The following is a 16,448-nucleotide window of genomic DNA, read 5'->3' as shown; positions in this document are numbered from 1 at the left end:
AACCGATCAGCTCCGGATCATGCCTTACTCAGGCGCTATTTCGGAAGCTTGCGCGGCGGCAACGGGGACATCCACCACCTTCGGCTGAACAGCAACGGTCCGGAAGACGATGTCCTCGTCAAGAAAACCCTTCACTGCTGAACCCGTAGGGATCATTGCGCTGGTGCCTGTAGTGAAGAAGCCGGCGATCGGTACAAGAGCAACCGCCGCCACAACGCCGCCAGTTCCGGTCACACCCTTATCGTCGAAAGTACCCGTCAGGCGAATGTGCCGATCGCCCAGACGCAGCGAGACAATTCGGGCGTTGATGTAGCCCGACTTGCCCCACATCCCTTTGTTGCGCACTTCGGTGATCTCACCCACCGCTGGGGTTCCTGCCGGAACGACCACCACTCCATTGCGCTCGATATTGCTCGCCACTTCCATCTGAAAACGCTGACCGACACGAAGCTTTTTTTTCTTCGTCGTCAGTTCCTCGCGTGTCAGCAGGGGAACCTCGGCTCCCGCACGCAGTATGTTGTCTTCGCTCGCCGGTGCGACCACCGCCGCCTACAAGATCGGTGTTTTGGGTGCCTCCACAACTGCCGCGTCCTGAGCATGAATCGGCAGCGCAGCGGCAAGCAGCAGGCCGCAGCCCGCAAGAAAAATCGTTCGCATCGAAATCCCCCTTTAGAAGCGGCACTCAAAGAGCACCGCAGCAGGTAACTTGTCCCAACCGGTGATGCTGTCAACTTTCAGTTTGTTAATGGTAACAGTTCACCGCAACCGCCTTACAAACAGCCCGCTCTCCCGTTTCTCGGTGGCGAAGTTCGGCAGGCTCTGCACCAGTTCCGACAGCCGCGAAAATCCATAGCTCCTGGCATCGAAGCTCGACCGGTTCGCCACGCGCTGTCCGACTTCGGACAGGCTGGCATAGCCATCGTCATCGCGCTTGCTGGCCTTCCAGGCATCGCTGAGCAGCTTGATCAGTTCCTCGTCGATCGGCGTAGCGGTGCCCTTGCCAGTGCCCGGGGTTTCCTCGTCGCCCGGCAGCGCTTCGAGATCGATGAAGCGCGTGCAGGCCTCGCGAAAAGCCTCCGGCGTGCGCGACGAGCCGAAGCCGTAAACCGGCGTGCCATTCTGGCGGATGCGGATGGCGAGCGGCATGAAATCGCTGTCGCTGGTCATCAGCCCGAACCCGTCGACATGCCCGCCATAGAGCAGGTCCATGGCGTCGATCGTCATTTTCATGTCGGTGGCGTTCTTACCCTTGGTCAGGTCGAACTGCTGCTGCGGCTCGAGCGCGTGCCGATGGACGAGCTGCGACCAGCCCTTGAGCGCCACCTTGCTCCAGTTGCCGTAGACCCGCCGGACATTGACCGTGCCGAGATCGCCGAGGATCGTCAGCGCCGGGTCCAGCGTGGCCGGCGAGGCGTTGTCGGCGTCGATCAGCAGGGCGATGTTGCTGCTCTCTCGGGGTTTGCGTTCAGACAATTTCGGTTCCTCTCGAATGCTTTCGCCGGGATTTGCAACGCCTGCGCGAGGATGTCCATCGTTCCCGTGTTCCGCAATCGGTCTTGCCATGCTGCGGCGCACCAAATAGGGGTTAATCGGACAGTTAAGTTATGCGAGAATGATTGATGCAGCGTTTCGAGGGCACCAGCAGCTACGTGGCGACCGAGGACCTCAAGGTCGCGGTCAACGCGGCGGTCCATCTGCGCCGTCCCTTGCTGGTGAAGGGGGAGCCGGGCACCGGCAAGACCGTTCTGGCCGAGGAAATCGCCCGCGCCGTGGATGCGCCGCTGATTACCTGGAACGTCAAGTCGACCACCAAGGCGCACCAGGGGCTCTACGAATACGACGCGGTGGCGCGCCTGCGCGACGGCCAGCTCGGCGACGAGCGGGTGCATGACATCTCCAACTACATCCGCAAGGGCAAGCTGTGGGAGGCCTTCACCTCCGAACGGCTTCCCGTCCTGCTGATCGACGAGATCGACAAGGCCGACATCGAGTTTCCCAACGACCTTCTGGCCGAACTCGATCGCATGGCCTTCGACGTCTACGAGACCGGCGAGCATATCGCGGCCGTCGACCGCCCGATCGTGGTCATCACGTCGAACAACGAGAAGGATCTGCCCGACGCCTTTCTGCGCCGCTGCTTCTTCCACTACATCAAGTTCCCCGATCGCGAGACGATGGAAGCGATCATCGACGTCCACTTCCCCGGCATCCAGAAAACGCTGGTGCGCAAGGCAATGGAGATCTTCTACGAACTGCGCGACGTGCCGGGGCTTAAGAAAAAGCCTTCGACCAGCGAACTGCTCGATTGGCTCAAGCTGCTGCTGAACGAGGACATGCCGCTCGACGTGCTGCAGGCGCAAGACCCGACCAAGGCGATCCCGCCGTTGCACGGCGCGCTTCTGAAGAATGAGCAGGACGTGATGCTGTTCGAGAGGCTCGCGTTCATGGCAAGACGGGGGAACTGATTCACTGTCATCCCGGACTTGATCCGGGACCGGAGGCGGTGTTTACGCACGGTCTTGCATGGGAATGCCTCGCCGGGAGAGCCTGCCTAAAGACAGCCAGCGGTCCCGGATCAAGTCCGGGATGACGACTCATTTTGAATGGGGCATCATTCCAGAATCGGAGAAAATGCATGACTTACACCGGACGCTGCAACTGCAGTGCCGTTACCGCAAGGCTAACCGGGGAAGCACAATGGGTGCGCCAGTGCTGGTGCCGCCAATGCCAGCGGATCGCGGCGGGAAGCGCGACGACCAACGCCCTGTTCGCCGTCGATGCGATCGAACTGTCGGGCGACCTGTCATGGTTCCGTTACGAGGCGGAGAGCGGCAATACCGTCGAGCAGGGATACTGCCCATCCTGCGGCACTCCGGTAATCGGCCGCAACTCCGCTCGTCCGAACGCCTGCGTGGTCCGGGTCGGCTTTATCGAGCCGCCGCACGACCTCAAGCCGACATCAGCGATCTGGCTCGATGAAGCGCCGGAGTGGGCGGCGATCGATCCCGCGCTGGAGCAATTCCCGCGCCAGTTGCCGCCACCGCCATCGCCATCGCCGACGAGTTGATGCCATGCTTTTGAACTTCGTCGACGAATTGCGCGCCGCCGGGATTCCCGCCTCGCTCAAGGAGCACCTCGTGCTGCTCGAAGCGCTCGACAAGGACGTGATCGAGCAGACACCCGAGGCGTTCTATTATCTTTCGCGCGCGACGTTCGTGAAGGACGAAGGACTGCTCGATCGCTTCGACCAGGTGTTCCAGAAAGTCTTCAAGGGCATTTTCACCGACTACGGCCAGCAACCTGTCGAGATTCCCGAGGACTGGCTGAAAAAGGTCGCCGAGCGCTATTTTTCCGAAGAGGAGATGGAGAAGATCAAGTCCCTGGGGTCATGGGACGAGATCATGGACACGCTCAAGAAGCGGCTGGAGGAGCAGCAGAAGCGCCACCAGGGCGGGAACAAGTGGATCGGCACGAGCGGCACCTCTCCTTTCGGGCATTCGGGATACAACCCGGAAGGCATCCGCATCGGCGGTGAAGGCCAGCACGGGCGCGCGATCAAGGTCTGGGAGAAGCGCGAGTTCGCCAATCTCGACAACACCCGCGAGCTGGGTACCCGCAACATCAAGGTGGCGCTACGCCGCCTGCGCCGCTTCGCGCGGGAGGGCGCGGCCGAGGAACTCGATCTCGACGAGACGATCCGGGGCACCGCCAAGCAGGGCTGGCTCGACCTGCACATGCGGCCAGAGCGGCACAATGCGGTCAAGGTCCTGCTGTTCCTCGACGTTGGCGGTTCGATGGACCCGTACATCAGGCTGGTCGAAGAGCTGTTCAGCGCGGCGACCAGCGAATTCAAGAACATGGAGTTCTTCTACTTCCACAACTGCCTCTACGAAGGTGTATGGAAGGACAACCGCCGCCGCTGGTCGCAGCGTACGCCGACCTGGGATATCCTCCACAAGTACGGCCACGACTACAAGGTGATCTTCGTCGGCGACGCCTCGATGAGCCCGTACGAGATCAGCCACCCCGGCGGCTCGGTCGAACACATGAACGACGAGGCAGGGGTAGTGTGGCTGAACCGTGTGATGCAGACCTATCCGGCGACGGTCTGGCTCAACCCCACGGCTGAACGGCAATGGGACTACAGCAGCTCGACTCGCATGATCCGCGAGATCATCGGCGACGCCATGTTCCCGCTCACCCTCGACGGGCTGGACGCGGCGATGAAGGAATTGACGAGAAAAAAGGGGTAACCCCCGTCATCCCGGGCTCGACCCGGGACCGCTGGCGGTCGTTCGGCCCGGCCTCTCGGCGAGGCTCTTCCGGGCGAGGCTCTTGTCCGCGAGGCTTTGCGTAAACACCGCCACCGTTCCCGGATCAAGTCCGGGATGACGGGGTCAATAGACGGGGGTCAATAGATCAGGAGTTCTCCGACGTTCTCCCGCCACGCGGCCTCATCGCGCGTGGCAATGGCGTCGAGATCGCCCGGTAGCGCCACGGGATCGTCCACCCATTCGCGCAAGGCCGGGCCGCCATTGATCACGTCGATCGCGAGCCGCTCGAATTCGTACTCGTAGGGAAAGTCGCGCCAGATGGGATAGTCCGGCATAATGTTCCGGATCGCCTTGAACGCCAGCGCCTGAAGCCGCCACGGGCGGAACGCGCGGTGATCGTAGAACGGCCTCTCGGCATGGATCATCAGGGCATTGCAGAGCTTGCCCTGATGCTTGTGGAAAGTCGGCTCGAACCAGCATTCACGCAAGGCGCAGCCGGTTAGCCAGTCGGAGGCGAGCCGCTCCATCTCGGCAAGGACGGCCCTGGCGTCGACATCAGGCGCACCGAACAGCACTTCAAGCGGGCGGGTGGTGCCCCGCCCTTCGGAAAGCGTCGTGCCTTCCAGCATCACCGTGCCGGCATAGGCGCGGGCCATGTTGAGGTTCGCCGCGTTGGGGCTGGGATTGATCCAGATCCGGCTTTCCGGCCAACCGAAGCCGGGCGCGCTTTCGGGTTGCCAGCCTTCCATGGCGATCACGCGGTAATCCACCTTGAGCCCGAAATGGCGGATAAACCAGTGGCCCATCTCGCCCAGCGTCAGGCCGTGGCGCATCGGCATGGGACCGGCCCCGACGAAGCTTTCCTGCCCAGGCAGCAGTGTGGTCCCTTCGGCCGGGCGGCCGGCCGGATTGGGACGGTCCAGCACCCACACGCTCTTGCCTTGCGCCGCAGCCGCCTGAAGCATGTAGAGCAGCGTGGTCACGAACGTGTAGATGCGGCAGCCGAGGTCCTGCAGGTCGAACAGGAAGACGTCAGCGGTATCCATCATCGCCGCCGTCGGCCGGCGCACTTCGCCGTAGAGGCTGAACACCGGGATGCCATAGGCGGGATCGCGCTCGTCGGCGCTCTCCACCATGTTGTCCTGCTTGTCGCCCTTGAGCCCGTGCTGCGGACCGAAAGCGGCGGTCAGGGTGATATCGGGGCAAGCCGCGAGGGCATCGAGCGAGTGGACGAGCCCTTGCGTGACCGAGGCGGGATGCGCGACGAGCGCGGCGCGCCTGCCGATCAGGGGCTTGCGCAGTTCAGGTTCCGCCAGCAGGCGATCGATACCGAATTTCATGGCGCACCGGGTGCCGCAACCTCGTGCGTGAAGCAAGCCGGATCGTGGAAATCCGGCGCGGAGGCATCGCCGTGCGCCAGCGCCCAATAGGACTTCGCGCCGCCTTCCTCGATCACGGCGCTCATGCCGCAGCGCCACGGGTACGGCGGGAGGCCAGCGGCAGGAATGGCGGCATCGAAGATCGCCATGTCGGTGCCCTGGCGCATCGCGCAGTCCGGTTCGCGAGGCATCGGCCGCTCGCTCATGCCTTCGCGGCGGCCGGTGAAATCGTAGACGTTCCAGCGCTCGGAGGGCGAGAGGTTGATCTCGGCGTAACCGGCCTCGCCGGGAGCCTGGAGGAACAGTTCGAAGCAGGTGGTCTTCCACAGCTCGTCCGCCCTCCCCTTGCCGGAAAACGCCGGAACCACGAGATTCGCCGCCCCGAGAACCTTCCAGCGTACACGAACCCAGGTATGGTCGAAGCCGATGAACCGCGCCTCGACGCTGCGCACGAGCGAGGGCGAATGGGCGGGGTGGTGTATGAGGTTGGGCATGACCGGGGGGACTACGGCGCATCGGGCGTCAAAAGGCAATCCCAATCGTCACCGATCCCGAGCGGCGATACGATCACTCGCCCCGGATGTGCGGCGCAGTCGCGAGCGGCTTTGTTTCGCGCGTCCTGCGTGCTAGGCGCGCCGCTCCGACCAACCCTAGCCGATCCGAACAAGGCCATGACCTACAGCTCATCCCTTCTCCGCCTGCTCGACGAGCGCGGCTACATCCATCAGATGACCGATGCGGCGGGGCTCGATGCCCTGGCTGCCAGACAGGTCATTCCCGGCTACATCGGCTTCGACGCCACGGCACCGTCGCTGCATATCGGCAGCCTGGTGCAGATCATGATGCTGCGCCGTCTGCAGCAGGCCGGGCACAAGCCGATCGTGCTGATGGGCGGAGGCACCACCCGCATCGGCGATCCCACCGGCCGCGACGAAAGCCGCAAGATGCTCTCGGATGAGACGATCGAGGCCAATATCGCCTCGATCCGCACGATCTTCTCACGCCTGTTGACCTTCGGTGACGGCCCGACCGACGCGGTGATGGTCAACAACCACGACTGGCTCGGCCAGCTCGGCTACATTCAGCTTCTCCAGGAAGTGGGCACGCATTTCACCGTCAACCGGATGCTTTCATTCGATTCGGTGCGCCTGCGCCTCGAACGCGAGCAGCCGATGACGTTCCTCGAATTCAACTACATGATCCTTCAAGGGTACGACTTCCGCCATCTCTCGAAGACGATGGGCGTGATGCTGCAGATGGGCGGCTCGGACCAGTGGGGCAACATCGTCAACGGTATCGAATTGACCCGCCGCATGGACGCCAGGGAAGTCCTCGGTCTCACGACGCCGCTGCTCACTACTGCCGACGGCGCCAAGATGGGCAAGACCGCCGCCGGCGCCGTCTGGCTCAACGAGGACCAGCTTCCGGCCTACGATTTCTGGCAATACTGGCGCAATTGCGATGACCGCGACGTCGGGCGCTTCCTGCGCCTGTTTACCGACCTGCCGCTGGATGAGATCGCGCGACTCGAATCGCTGGAAGGCGCCGCGATCAATGATGCCAAGGTTGTCCTCGCCAATGAGGTGACCGCGCTTTGCCGGGGCAGGGATGCCGCCGTGGCCGCGGAAGCGACCGCGCGCGAGACTTTCGCCGGCGGCGGCCTCGGGGAGGACCTGCCCACGGTCGAAGTGGACGGCGACGGAATTCGCCTCGCCGCGGCGTGCACCGCGCTGGGCTTCACCGCTTCCAATGGTGAAGCGAAGCGCAAGATCGCGGAAGGCGCGGTGCGGCTCGACGACTCGGTCGTAGAAGACGCCGCCATGCTGATAGTCGTTCACGCCGGCGCGACCCGAAAGCTCAGCCTCGGCAAGAAAAAGCACGGAATCCTCAAGGGTATCTGACCAGGAACCGGCGCTTGCCGCGCCCTGCCCATGCAGGTTCATGCCCCCGGAGACATCCTTAGGCGGCAAACTCTTGCCGGGTTTACCGATTTTTTGCCAATTGGCTTCATTCTGCCAATTCCAGAAACCAGGCAGAGGCAGCACACGATGGGCTCCGGCGCACAGCTCACTGTAACCGACAAGCGTCGCGCAGCGCGCCATCCCGTGGACTACGCTGTAATCGGCGAGCATCGCCAGTTTGGCGACGTCCATCTGCATATCGTCAATATCTCCGCGCAGGGGTTCATGACCGAGGGCGAACTCGGCCTGGAACGCGGTGAGCGGCTTGTCATGCGCCTGCCGGTCATCGGCCGGATCGAAGCGCACCTGATCTGGTCGCATGAGGGCCGCGCCGGTTTCCAGTTCGAGCGAATCATCCGCATCGACGACTTCCTCAAGCTCATCGACACGCTCCAGCCCAACCCGCGCCTGCGCCCTCGTCGTTGAACGGCGGCTTCGGGCTTCTTCCTCGCGGACCGTCCGGGTCACGCCCCGTGCGTTGCCTGATGGGCACACTTTGCGCGCCGCACGCAAGTATGCGACTGAAGCAGTAGGAAGCGACCGAAGCAGTATTGATATATTATATCATTACTTGTAGCGGAGCCGCATGTTGTCACGCTCCTTACGATTCGCCGCCCTTCTGGGCTCCGCCTCACTCATCGCCGGCACAACTGCCGTTCCCGCTGGCGCACAGACCCAGCCTGACGAGACGGAAAATTCCGCCCCGTCCTCATCCAGGACATCCGCGCACGATTCGCCGCATGACCGCCCGGCGGCCAGCGAGATCGTGGTCGTCGGGCACCCGCCCACGGATTTCGGACTTCTTGCCGCCACCGGAACGATCTCCGGCGATGCGCTCGTCAGCAGCACGCGTGCGCAAATCGGCGAAATCCTGAACTCGTTGCCCGGCGTGTCTTCGACCAGTTTCTCTCCCGGCGCTTCGCGTCCGGTTCTGCGCGGCTTCAGCGGTGATCGCGTCAGCGTGCTGACCGATGGCATCGGCTCGCTCGATGCCTCGAATGTCTCTGTCGACCACGCTGTCGTCTTCGACGCCCTGACCGTCGATCACATCGACGTCTATCATGGCCCTTCGGTGCTGCTGTTCGGCGGCAATGCCATAGGCGGCGCCGTCAATGCGCTCGACAAGCGCATCCCCCGTCAGGTGCCCGGCTCCATCACGGGTACCGCCATCGGCAGCTACGGCACGGCCGCGGACGAGCGCGCCCTGAGCGGCGCACTCGACGTTCCCCTTGGCGATCGTTTCGTCGCCCATGTCGACGGGTCCTGGCGCAAGAGCGACGATCTCAGGATCGGAGGCCACGTCTATTCGAAGGCGTTGCGGGCCGAGATGCTGGAATCCGCGGCGGAACTGCGCGGCGAGGGAGAAGCCGGCGAAGCGGACGAACTGGAGGAGGCAGCCGGCCGCAAGGGACGGATCCCGAACTCCGCCGCGCGGACCTCGACGATCGGGGCAGGCCTTGCCTTCATCGACGCCGGCGGAAGCCTTGGAATTTCCTATCAGCGCTACGACACGCGTTATGGCGTGCCGGCCCGGCCCGCGACCGAACATCACGACGAAGAGGAAGAAGGCGAGGAAGGCGGCCATGAACATGGCGAGGAACCGGTCACCATCGACCTCGTCCAGGATCGCTTCGACTTGCGTGGGGAAGTCAAGCTAGGCGGTTTCTTCGACAGCTTCCAGGTCCGGGGGGCCTACGCCGATTATCGTCACGTCGAATATGAAGGAGAAGAAACCGGGACGGTCTTCGAAGGCGAAGGTCTGGAAGCGCGCGGCGATCTTGTCCAGGCAAACCGTGCGGGCTGGCGCGGACGCAGCGGCGTGCAGTATCTGTGGCGCAGCCTCACCGTCACCGGGCCGGAAGCGGTCGTGCCGGACTATGACATCGAGCGGCTGGGCTTTTTCACGCTCCAGTCATTCGAACCGGGCGGCGGTTTCAGCATCGATGCATCGGGCCGTTACGATCAGGCCCGCATCAGTTCTCGCGGCGCAGACTACAGCAAAGACTTCGATCTCTGGTCCGGTGCTGTCGGCGCTGCCTGGAAATCGGACGGCGGGTTCAGCCTCGGCGCCAACTATGTTCACGGTGCCCGCGCCCCCTCGCCCGAGGAACTCCTGAGCGACGGCATCCACATAGCGACGCAGTCCTACGAGGTGGGCGACAGGACGCTCGGCATCGAGCGCAGCAACGGGTTTGAAGCCTACGTCCGCTTCGGATCTCCCAAATTCGACCTGTCGCTGACGGGCTACTATACCGATTTCGACAACTACATCGCCCCGCTCGCCACCGGAGAGGTTCGCGAAGAGCAGCCGGTCTACCAGTATACCGGTGTCGATGCCGTCTTCAAAGGCTTCGAGGCGTCCGGCAGCGTCGAAGCATTTGGATGGGACGGCGGATCTCTCCGCTTCGATGCGGCTGCGGACTATACGCATGCGCGGATCAAGAACCTCGGCCCCGTGCCGCGGATCCCGCCGCTTCGCATTCGCGGCGGCAGCGATCTCAGGCTCGGGGACCTGAACCTTCGCGCTGAAGTTGAGTGGAACGCCAGCCAGGACCGCGTGGGTGCATTCGAAAACCCCACGGACGCATTCACCCTGGTGAACCTGAATGCCGATTGGCATCCGCTCGGCGAGGACGGTCCCGTCACTGTCATACTTGCCGCCAACAATCTTTTCGATGTCGTCGGTCGGCGCTCGGCCTCGTTCACGAGAGACTTCGTGCCGATTGCCGGACGCGACGTGCGCCTGACGACCAAATTCAGCTTCTGATCCCAAAACAAACGACCGACTTGGCAAGGTGAGGCGGCGATGCCATGCGTCCGGCGTGAGCACGCCGTCCTCTCCTCTTCGTATTCCAGACTACCGCAGGTTCTGGTTCGCCCGGTTCACATCCGTCATCGCCACCACGGGGATGGTGGTCATCATCGGCTATCAGCTCTACGATGTGGCCCGCAGTGAATACGGCATGTCGATTTCCCAGGCATCGCTGCAACTGGGCCTCCTGGGGCTGGTCCAGTTCCTGCCGATTTTCCTGCTGACACCGATCGCCGGCGTGGTCGCCGACATGTTCGACCGGCGCAAGGTCGCGGCTGCCGCGATGTGCATTGACCTTTTCATTGCCTGCGGGCTGGGCATCTCCACCGCGCTCGAGGTTCACAGCCTGCCGCTGCTCTTCACCTTTGCCGCGCTTCACGGCAGCGCGCGGGTGTTCGTCGGTCCTGCCATGAATGCCATCGCGCCCAACGTGGTGCCGGCCGCCCTGATCCCGCGAGCGATCGCCTTCAATTCGATCGCCTGGCAGGCCGGGACCGTCATCGGTCCGGCTACCTACGGTTTCCTGTTCGCATACGATCGAGCCACGCCCTACTGGACGTCGCTCGTCCTGATCGTGCTCGCGACGGCAAGCGTCCTGGCAATCCGCAATCTGCCTCCGCCCAATCCGGAGGCCCGCAATGCGCATCCGGTCCGTCAGATCATTCGCGGCTTCCATTTCGTCTGGCACGAACGCTTCCTGCTCGGCTGCATCACACTCGACCTCTTCGCGGTCCTGCTCGGTGGGGCAACCGCGCTGTTGCCGGTCTTTGCCCGGGACATCCTGCAGGTCGGCCCGGAAGGGCTCGGCCCGATGCGCGCGGCGCCGGCTTTCGGCGCTGCCATCGTCGCGCTCGTTCTCGCCTTCCGGCCGTTGAGTTCCAATGTCGGCGTCAAGATGCTCCTGGCGGTGGGTGCCTATGGCGCGGCGACCATCGCCTTCGGGCTTTCGTGGAACTACTGGCTCTCGCTCGGCTTCCTGGGCCTGCTGGGTGCCGCGGACATGGTTTCGGTCTTCATCCGCAGCTCGCTCATCCAGCTCAACACGCCGGATGACGTACGCGGAAGAGTATCGGCGATTTCCGGCGTCGCGGTTTCGGCATCGAACGAACTGGGAGAAATGCAGTCCGGCGTGGCTGCCGCTATCCTCGGCGCAAGCTGGGCGGTTGTTTTCGGCGGCGCCGGTGCCATAGTCATTACCGCCGTCTGGGCATGGCTGTTTCCCGAAATCCGCCATGCCCGTACATTCGCGCCACAGTACCGTCAGAGGGAGCCAGTGCATGAAGGCTGAAAGCATTCTCGCCACGATCGGCAATACGCCGCACATCCGCCTCTCACGCCTGTTTCCCGACCATGAGGTATGGGTGAAGGCCGAGCGCGCCAATCCGGGCGGGTCGATCAAGGACCGCATCGGTCTTTCGATGATCGAAGCCGCCGAGGCCGATGGCAGCCTCAAGCCCGGCGGCGTGATCATCGAGCCGACATCCGGCAATACCGGCATCGGCCTCGCCATGGTGGCGGCGGTCAAGGGTTACAAGCTGATCCTGGTCATGCCTGAATCGATGTCGGTCGAGCGGCGACGCCTGATGCTCGCCTATGGTGCGACCTTCGATCTCACGCCCAAGGAAAAGGGCATGAAGGGTGCGATTGAGCGCGCCCGGGAGTTGGTCGAAACCACGCCCGGTGCATGGATGCCCCAGCAGTTTGACAACCCGGCCAACGTCGAGATCCACGTGCGCACGACCGCGCAGGAGATCCTTGCCGACTTTGCCGACGCGCCGTTCGATGTCCTGATCACCGGTGTCGGCACCGGCGGCCACCTCACCGCCTGCGCGGAAACGCTCAAGGCCAAATGGCCCGGCTTGAAAGCCTATGCCGTGGAGCCGACGCTTTCGCCGGTGATTTCGGGCGGACAGCCCGGTCCGCACCCGATCCAGGGTATAGGCGCGGGCTTCATTCCCTCAAACCTGCACACGAAGTCGATCGACGGCGCGATTCAGGTCGATCCCGTCGATGCCAAGGAATGGGCACGCCAGTGCGCCAGGCTGGAAGGCATGCTGGTCGGCATCAGTTCCGGCGCGACGCTGGCGGCAATTTCGCAAAAGCTCAAGGACCTGCCCGCCGGAGCGCGCATTCTCGGTTTCAACTACGACACTGGCGAGCGGTACTTGTCTGTACCGGAATTTCTGCCTGAATGAGCGGATTGGAAGCCGTTGCCTATTCGCATGCGGGCGTGAACCTGACGGGCTGGCTCGCCCGGCCGTCAGGTTCGCCCCGGGCGGTCGCCGCCATCTTTCCCACCATCGCCAACGTCAACGCACCAGTGGAACGACGCGCGCGGATGCTGGCGGATCTCGGATATCTGGCGATGGTCGCCGACTTCTATGGCGAGCCCGTCCCCGACTTCGAAGCCGCTCGCCCGCTCGCGGAGAAGCTGCGCGCTGACAATGGCCATTATCGTGCACGGTGTGCCGCAGCTATCACCGCCTTGCGCGCCTTGCCGGACGCCGGTGGATTGACAATGTTCGGCATCGGCTACTGCATGGGCGGACAGGCGGTCCTCGAAGCCGCGCGCGATGAGCAGAATCTCGCCGCAGTGGTCAGCTTTCACGGTCTGCTCAATACGGCCGCGCCCGCGCTGCCGGACAGCATCAAGGCACGCATCCTTGTCTGCCATGGCGATGCGGACCCGCTCGTCCCGCGCGAACAGGTCACGGCGTTCTGGGAGGAAATGGACACGGCCGGCGCCGACTGGCATTTCCACTCCTACGGCGATGTCCGGCACGGCTTTACCGATCCGGGCAGCGACGAGCGCGGGTTGGACGCGGTGAAGTACGATGCCAGCGCGGACCGCCAGAGCTGGGCTGCGATGATCGCCTTTCTTGACGAAGTGCTCGGCACGTTTAGTTGAGCTGTTCCCACCGCCACTGGTCATCGGAACATAGCCGTTTCGGCACCGGCCCCAGCCTCGCGCAATGTAGAGACCGCTCGGCGTCGGTCGCGATCACGAACCAGACCGCGCAAAGATGTTCGATGTTCGTCTCATCCTCAGCGCGCATGTCTCCGATCACAACCGCGTAGCGCGAGACGAGCTCGCGAATCAGGTCCTGGACAAGATCCTCGAATATCTGGCGGTTTATACGGTCATCCACGTAGGCGGTGCAGACGTGCTCCCAATAGTTGAGGACCGGAATAATTGCATAGGCCGCATTCATCGCATGGGCCGGATTCTCGGGATCGGCGCCGGTTTTCCATTCCAGCGCGAACAGATCTTTGAGACCGGTCTCGTGAGTGACCTTGCCTGATCGCGTAAGGACGCTGCTCATCCGTACGTTCGAGGCATAGTCGCCGTCGTCGAAACGCCGCGCAATCAGGTCGAGCGTGTACTGATCACGTGCATTCTCGCGCGCACGGGCCAAGCTGAAGACGATGGAGGCGGCCGCGACCGAACCGGTTATCAATCCCGGCAGCAGTGAATGGGCTTTCAGCAATAGTGCCGCGAGCCAGCCCGCAACCAGAACGAACAGGGCCGCAATGAAAAGCGCCCTGGGCCAGAACCATGAAAAGCTGCGATAATGCGAATTGCGCGGCGACCGGCGCTGAAGAAATCTTCGCACCGTAACGCGTCAGAAAAGGTCGTATGGGCCGCGCATGATCATTCTCCTAGATTGGGAACGTAAGCGAAACAAGCACGTCTTTCAAGTCGCGTCGCCGCCGGTTACGCAATCGGTTCAAGGTCTTCCCCGTCCAGCCTGCGATAGAAACAGCTTCGCGCGCCGGTGTGGCAAGCGGGGCCTTCGGGCTTTACCAGCAGAATCAGCGCATCCTGGTCGCAATCCACGCGCATTTCCTGAACGCGCAGGAAATGCCCGGAAGTCTCGCCCTTCAGCCAGAGCCTGCCGCGTGAGCGCGAATGGAAATGGGCCAGTCCGGTCTCGCGCGTCTTCGCCAGTGCCTCTTCATCCATATAGGCGACCATAAGGATATCCTTGGTCTCCGAATCGACGGCAATCGCGATCAGCAGGCCTTGGGAATCGAATTTGGGCAGGAAGGCCTTGCCGCATTCTCGTTCCGCGGATGAGACGTCTGACATGCCGGAGATTTCCCTTTCCCTCTATAACAGGATGTGAATGTTGCATGATAACCACAGCTGATGAGCAAAATCCACGCCGCGAAGGAAATGGACTTCCCATCATCGGCATTTCGTAAGACTCTGCCACTGCAGCCGGAGGGCTGTTTCTGACCTAAAGGTCGCTGACACACAAGCGCCACGGTTCAGGGAATTGCCGATCGGAGGTCGCCGAGCGGACCGATTAGCAGACTTGAGGGATCAGGCCAGGCTGCATGCAGGGGTGCGGCCGAACTGCGAAAGCAGGGTCCAGGAGTTTCGTCACGAGGACGCCCGGAGCCGAAAGGCCCGGGCGTTTTCGTATCGGGCGATACCAGATCGTCGTTCAGACCAGATCCCGCGCTTCGTCGAGAACGCGTGAGAAGCATGCGATCACGACCTGGGCCGCGCCGGCACGCTTCAGGCTGCGAACACAGGCATCACTGGTCGCTCCGCTGGTCAGCACGTCGTCCACCAGGACGATCTTCGCTCCCCTGATATCGTCGCGTCGCCGGGGGTTCACACCGATCGCCCCCGAAAGAACACGCTTGCGCGCCCGCTTGCCCAAGCCCCCCAACGAAGGCGTGGGCCTCTTGCGCTCCAGCAGGTCCACGACGAGCCTTGCGTCACAGGCCTTGCAGATGGCCCGCGCGAGTTCACTGTTTGTAACCGCGCCTCCATATCCGCCAGCGATGGAGGGGAACCGGAGCGATGATCCAGCCCTCGTCGAGAAATGGCAGTTTCGTCGCCATCATGCCAGCCATCATCGGTGCCAGCGAAATCCGGTTCCCGTGCTTGAGCGAGAGCACCAGCTTGCGCGAAGCATCGTTGTAGAGCGTCGCGGCGGCGATGCCGTCATGGCGCGGTGGCTCCGCAAGGCACGGCGCGCAGATTGCTCCATCCGGGATGCCATCGCCGAACGGACGGCTGCAACTGGCGCAGGCAGGCTCTCCGGGAACGGCGAGCGCACTCCAGCACTGCGGGCAAAGGCCGGTCTGCGACGCGATAGCCGCACCGCACAAGGGGCAGCGCGGCGGGAAGACGAGATCGACGAGCGGCGCGAAAGCGGCGGACAGGCCCATCGTGCGATCCTAGACCGTAAACGCGCACCGACAAGCTGTTGCGTGACGGGCGGGGACACGGCAGGGAGCGGGCATGGCCGGCAACGCTCCCCCCCGCATCTTCTCCCCTGCCCGCCGTCTGGCGGCAAGGCGGCGCATGCTCGCGCTGCAGTCCGCGCCCGACGCGCCGCGCTATCTGGTCGAGGACATGATCGAGGACGTTCTCGAACGTCTCGCCTTCCTGCGCTGCGATCCCGGCCGGGCGCTGGTGATCGGTGACTGGACCGGCGATCTGCCCCGGTCCCTGTCGGCCCGAGGCGTCGACGTAACGGAAGCCGAGCCGGGACACGGCTTCGACGAGGAATCGCCCTATCCCTTCGGAGGGTTCGACCTGATCGTCAGCCTCGGCACGCTCGACACCGTGAACGACCTGCCGGGTGCGCTGATCCACATCCGCAACGCACTGGCGGCGGGCGGCATGATGATCGCCAGCTTCATGGCGGCCGGAAGCTTGCCGACGCTGCGCGGGGTGATGCTCACCGCAGACGCCGAGCGTCCCGCGCCGCGCCTGCACCCGGCGGTCGACGTGCGCGCCGGCGGCCAGCTCCTGCAGCGCACCCTTTTCGCCGACCCGGTCATCGACCAGCGGCCCGTCAATGTCGCCTTCCGCAGCCTCGAACGGCTCGTCAGCGATTTGCGGGCGCAAGGACACAGCAACGTCCTTGCCGACGCCGGCCCGGTTCTCGGCAAGGCCGCGTATGCCCGCGCCCGCGAGGCCTTCGCGGCTGCGGGCAAGGACGGGCGGACGCTCGAAACTTTCGAGATCCTGACGCTTTCGGGCTGGCGGCGCTGAGCC

General features: G+C 63.5%; 18 protein-coding genes. 10 read left to right on the top strand and 8 right to left on the bottom strand.

Translation table 11 applies throughout. The features are described from left to right. Positions 1-24 precede the first annotated feature (24 nt). Together IEX32_RS07795 and IEX32_RS07790 are read right to left on the bottom strand one after the other, a co-directional pair. Positions 25-543 carry a hypothetical protein gene (locus tag IEX32_RS07795; protein WP_188770178.1) on the bottom strand — a complete coding sequence of 173 codons (519 nt, stop codon included), beginning with the start codon at positions 541-543 and terminating at the stop codon, positions 25-27. A gap of 213 nt (positions 544-756) precedes the next feature. Next, a complete protein-coding gene (locus IEX32_RS07790) occupies positions 757-1,473 on the bottom strand; it encodes an NYN domain-containing protein (protein WP_229736240.1) in 717 nt (238 codons plus the stop codon). 146 nt (positions 1,474-1,619) lie between these two features. Here IEX32_RS07790 and IEX32_RS07785 point away from each other — a divergent pair, with 146 nt between their 5' ends. The 3 genes from IEX32_RS07785 to IEX32_RS07775 all read left to right on the top strand — a co-directional run bounded on the left by IEX32_RS07785 (position 1,620) and on the right by IEX32_RS07775 (position 4,253). Continuing rightward, complete coding sequence (locus IEX32_RS07785; protein WP_188770174.1) at positions 1,620-2,465, top strand: AAA family ATPase; 846 nt, start codon at positions 1,620-1,622, stop codon at positions 2,463-2,465. 170 nt (positions 2,466-2,635) lie between these two features. Continuing rightward, entirely contained in the window at positions 2,636-3,067 is a 432-nt protein-coding gene (locus IEX32_RS07780; protein ID WP_188770172.1) for a GFA family protein, read from the top strand. Positions 3,068-3,071: 4 nt separating this feature from the next. Further along, the gene (locus IEX32_RS07775) at positions 3,072-4,253 is read left to right on the top strand and encodes a vWA domain-containing protein (protein ID WP_188770170.1); all 1,182 of its coding nucleotides are present in this window, start codon (positions 3,072-3,074) and stop codon (positions 4,251-4,253) included. A gap of 158 nt (positions 4,254-4,411) precedes the next feature. Here IEX32_RS07775 and IEX32_RS07770 read toward each other — a convergent pair whose 3' ends face one another. Together IEX32_RS07770 and IEX32_RS07765 are read right to left on the bottom strand one after the other, a co-directional pair. Beyond that, a complete protein-coding gene (locus IEX32_RS07770; protein WP_188770168.1) occupies positions 4,412-5,614 on the bottom strand; it encodes an exo-beta-N-acetylmuramidase NamZ family protein in 1,203 nt (400 codons plus the stop codon). Further along, positions 5,611-6,147, bottom strand: a complete 537-nt coding sequence (locus tag IEX32_RS07765; RefSeq protein ID WP_188770166.1) for a DOMON-like domain-containing protein — start codon at positions 6,145-6,147, stop codon at positions 5,611-5,613. Before IEX32_RS07765 ends, IEX32_RS07770 begins: the two co-directional genes overlap by 4 nt. Positions 6,148-6,324: 177 nt before the next feature. On the opposite strand from IEX32_RS07765, the gene tyrS reads away from it, so the two are divergent. The 6 genes from tyrS to IEX32_RS07735 all read left to right on the top strand — a co-directional run bounded on the left by tyrS (position 6,325) and on the right by IEX32_RS07735 (position 13,334). Further along, on the top strand, positions 6,325-7,554 hold the full coding sequence (gene tyrS / locus IEX32_RS07760) for a tyrosine--tRNA ligase (protein WP_188770164.1): 1,230 nt from the start codon (positions 6,325-6,327) through the stop codon (positions 7,552-7,554). 147 nt (positions 7,555-7,701) lie between these two features. Then, positions 7,702-8,040 (top strand): PilZ domain-containing protein, encoded by a 339-nt coding sequence (locus tag IEX32_RS07755; RefSeq protein ID WP_188770162.1) that lies wholly within the window; start codon positions 7,702-7,704, stop codon positions 8,038-8,040. Positions 8,041-8,200: 160 nt separating this feature from the next. Next, on the top strand, positions 8,201-10,381 hold the full coding sequence (locus IEX32_RS07750) for a TonB-dependent receptor (RefSeq protein ID WP_188770160.1): 2,181 nt from the start codon (positions 8,201-8,203) through the stop codon (positions 10,379-10,381). A 55-nt stretch (positions 10,382-10,436) separates the two neighbouring features. Next, positions 10,437-11,714 (top strand): MFS transporter, encoded by a 1,278-nt coding sequence (locus IEX32_RS07745; protein WP_188770158.1) that lies wholly within the window; start codon positions 10,437-10,439, stop codon positions 11,712-11,714. Then, positions 11,704-12,621: a cysteine synthase A gene (gene cysK, locus IEX32_RS07740; RefSeq protein WP_188770155.1), complete on the top strand. Its 918-nt coding sequence runs from the start codon at positions 11,704-11,706 to the stop codon at positions 12,619-12,621. The genes IEX32_RS07745 and cysK overlap by 11 nt, the downstream gene beginning before the upstream one ends. Next, positions 12,618-13,334 (top strand): dienelactone hydrolase family protein, encoded by a 717-nt coding sequence (locus tag IEX32_RS07735; protein ID WP_188770153.1) that lies wholly within the window; start codon positions 12,618-12,620, stop codon positions 13,332-13,334. The genes cysK and IEX32_RS07735 overlap by 4 nt, the downstream gene beginning before the upstream one ends. Here IEX32_RS07735 and IEX32_RS07730 read toward each other — a convergent pair. The 4 genes from IEX32_RS07730 to IEX32_RS21000 form a co-directional block, all read right to left on the bottom strand. Beyond that, positions 13,327-14,040, bottom strand: coding sequence for a DUF4760 domain-containing protein (locus IEX32_RS07730; protein WP_188770151.1), 714 nt, complete (start codon positions 14,038-14,040; stop codon positions 13,327-13,329). The two genes, IEX32_RS07735 and IEX32_RS07730, sit on opposite strands and share 8 nt — an antisense overlap. A gap of 101 nt (positions 14,041-14,141) precedes the next feature. After that, the gene (gene hisI / locus IEX32_RS07725) at positions 14,142-14,516 is read right to left on the bottom strand and encodes a phosphoribosyl-AMP cyclohydrolase (protein WP_188770148.1); all 375 of its coding nucleotides are present in this window, start codon (positions 14,514-14,516) and stop codon (positions 14,142-14,144) included. Between the two features lie 361 nt (positions 14,517-14,877). Beyond that, on the bottom strand, positions 14,878-15,174 hold the full coding sequence (locus IEX32_RS21005; RefSeq protein WP_308421034.1) for a ComF family protein: 297 nt from the start codon (positions 15,172-15,174) through the stop codon (positions 14,878-14,880). 13 nt (positions 15,175-15,187) lie between these two features. Beyond that, positions 15,188-15,613, bottom strand: coding sequence for a ComF family protein (locus IEX32_RS21000; protein ID WP_308421032.1), 426 nt, complete (start codon positions 15,611-15,613; stop codon positions 15,188-15,190). Between the two features lie 73 nt (positions 15,614-15,686). Here IEX32_RS21000 and IEX32_RS07715 point away from each other — a divergent pair, with 73 nt between their 5' ends. Further along, a complete protein-coding gene (locus tag IEX32_RS07715; RefSeq protein WP_188770146.1) occupies positions 15,687-16,445 on the top strand; it encodes a class I SAM-dependent methyltransferase in 759 nt (252 codons plus the stop codon). Positions 16,446-16,448 lie beyond the last annotated feature (3 nt).

This window comes from Novosphingobium endophyticum, assembly GCF_014640675.1.
GTDB lineage: Bacteria > Pseudomonadota > Alphaproteobacteria > Sphingomonadales > Sphingomonadaceae > Novosphingobium > Novosphingobium endophyticum.
The sequence above is the reverse complement of the archived record's forward strand: the minus strand, read 5'-3'. Positions and strand labels throughout refer to the sequence as shown.

Coding starts and splice junctions, on each gene's coding strand:
- IEX32_RS07715 (WP_188770146.1), top strand. CDS start 15,687: ATGGCCGGCAACGCTCCCCCCCGCATCTTCTCCCCTGCCCGCCGTCTG.
- IEX32_RS07785 (WP_188770174.1), top strand. CDS start 1,620: ATGCAGCGTTTCGAGGGCACCAGCAGCTACGTGGCGACCGAGGACCTC.
- IEX32_RS07780 (WP_188770172.1), top strand. CDS start 2,636: ATGACTTACACCGGACGCTGCAACTGCAGTGCCGTTACCGCAAGGCTA.
- IEX32_RS07765 (WP_188770166.1), bottom strand. CDS start 6,147: ATGCCCAACCTCATACACCACCCCGCCCATTCGCCCTCGCTCGTGCGC.
- tyrS (WP_188770164.1), top strand. CDS start 6,325: ATGACCTACAGCTCATCCCTTCTCCGCCTGCTCGACGAGCGCGGCTAC.
- IEX32_RS07750 (WP_188770160.1), top strand. CDS start 8,201: ATGTTGTCACGCTCCTTACGATTCGCCGCCCTTCTGGGCTCCGCCTCA.
- cysK (WP_188770155.1), top strand. CDS start 11,704: ATGAAGGCTGAAAGCATTCTCGCCACGATCGGCAATACGCCGCACATC.
- IEX32_RS07735 (WP_188770153.1), top strand. CDS start 12,618: ATGAGCGGATTGGAAGCCGTTGCCTATTCGCATGCGGGCGTGAACCTG.
- IEX32_RS07770 (WP_188770168.1), bottom strand. CDS start 5,614: ATGAAATTCGGTATCGATCGCCTGCTGGCGGAACCTGAACTGCGCAAG.
- IEX32_RS21000 (WP_308421032.1), bottom strand. CDS start 15,613: ATGGGCCTGTCCGCCGCTTTCGCGCCGCTCGTCGATCTCGTCTTCCCG.
- IEX32_RS07755 (WP_188770162.1), top strand. CDS start 7,702: ATGGGCTCCGGCGCACAGCTCACTGTAACCGACAAGCGTCGCGCAGCG.
- hisI (WP_188770148.1), bottom strand. CDS start 14,516: ATGTCAGACGTCTCATCCGCGGAACGAGAATGCGGCAAGGCCTTCCTG.
- IEX32_RS07775 (WP_188770170.1), top strand. CDS start 3,072: ATGCTTTTGAACTTCGTCGACGAATTGCGCGCCGCCGGGATTCCCGCC.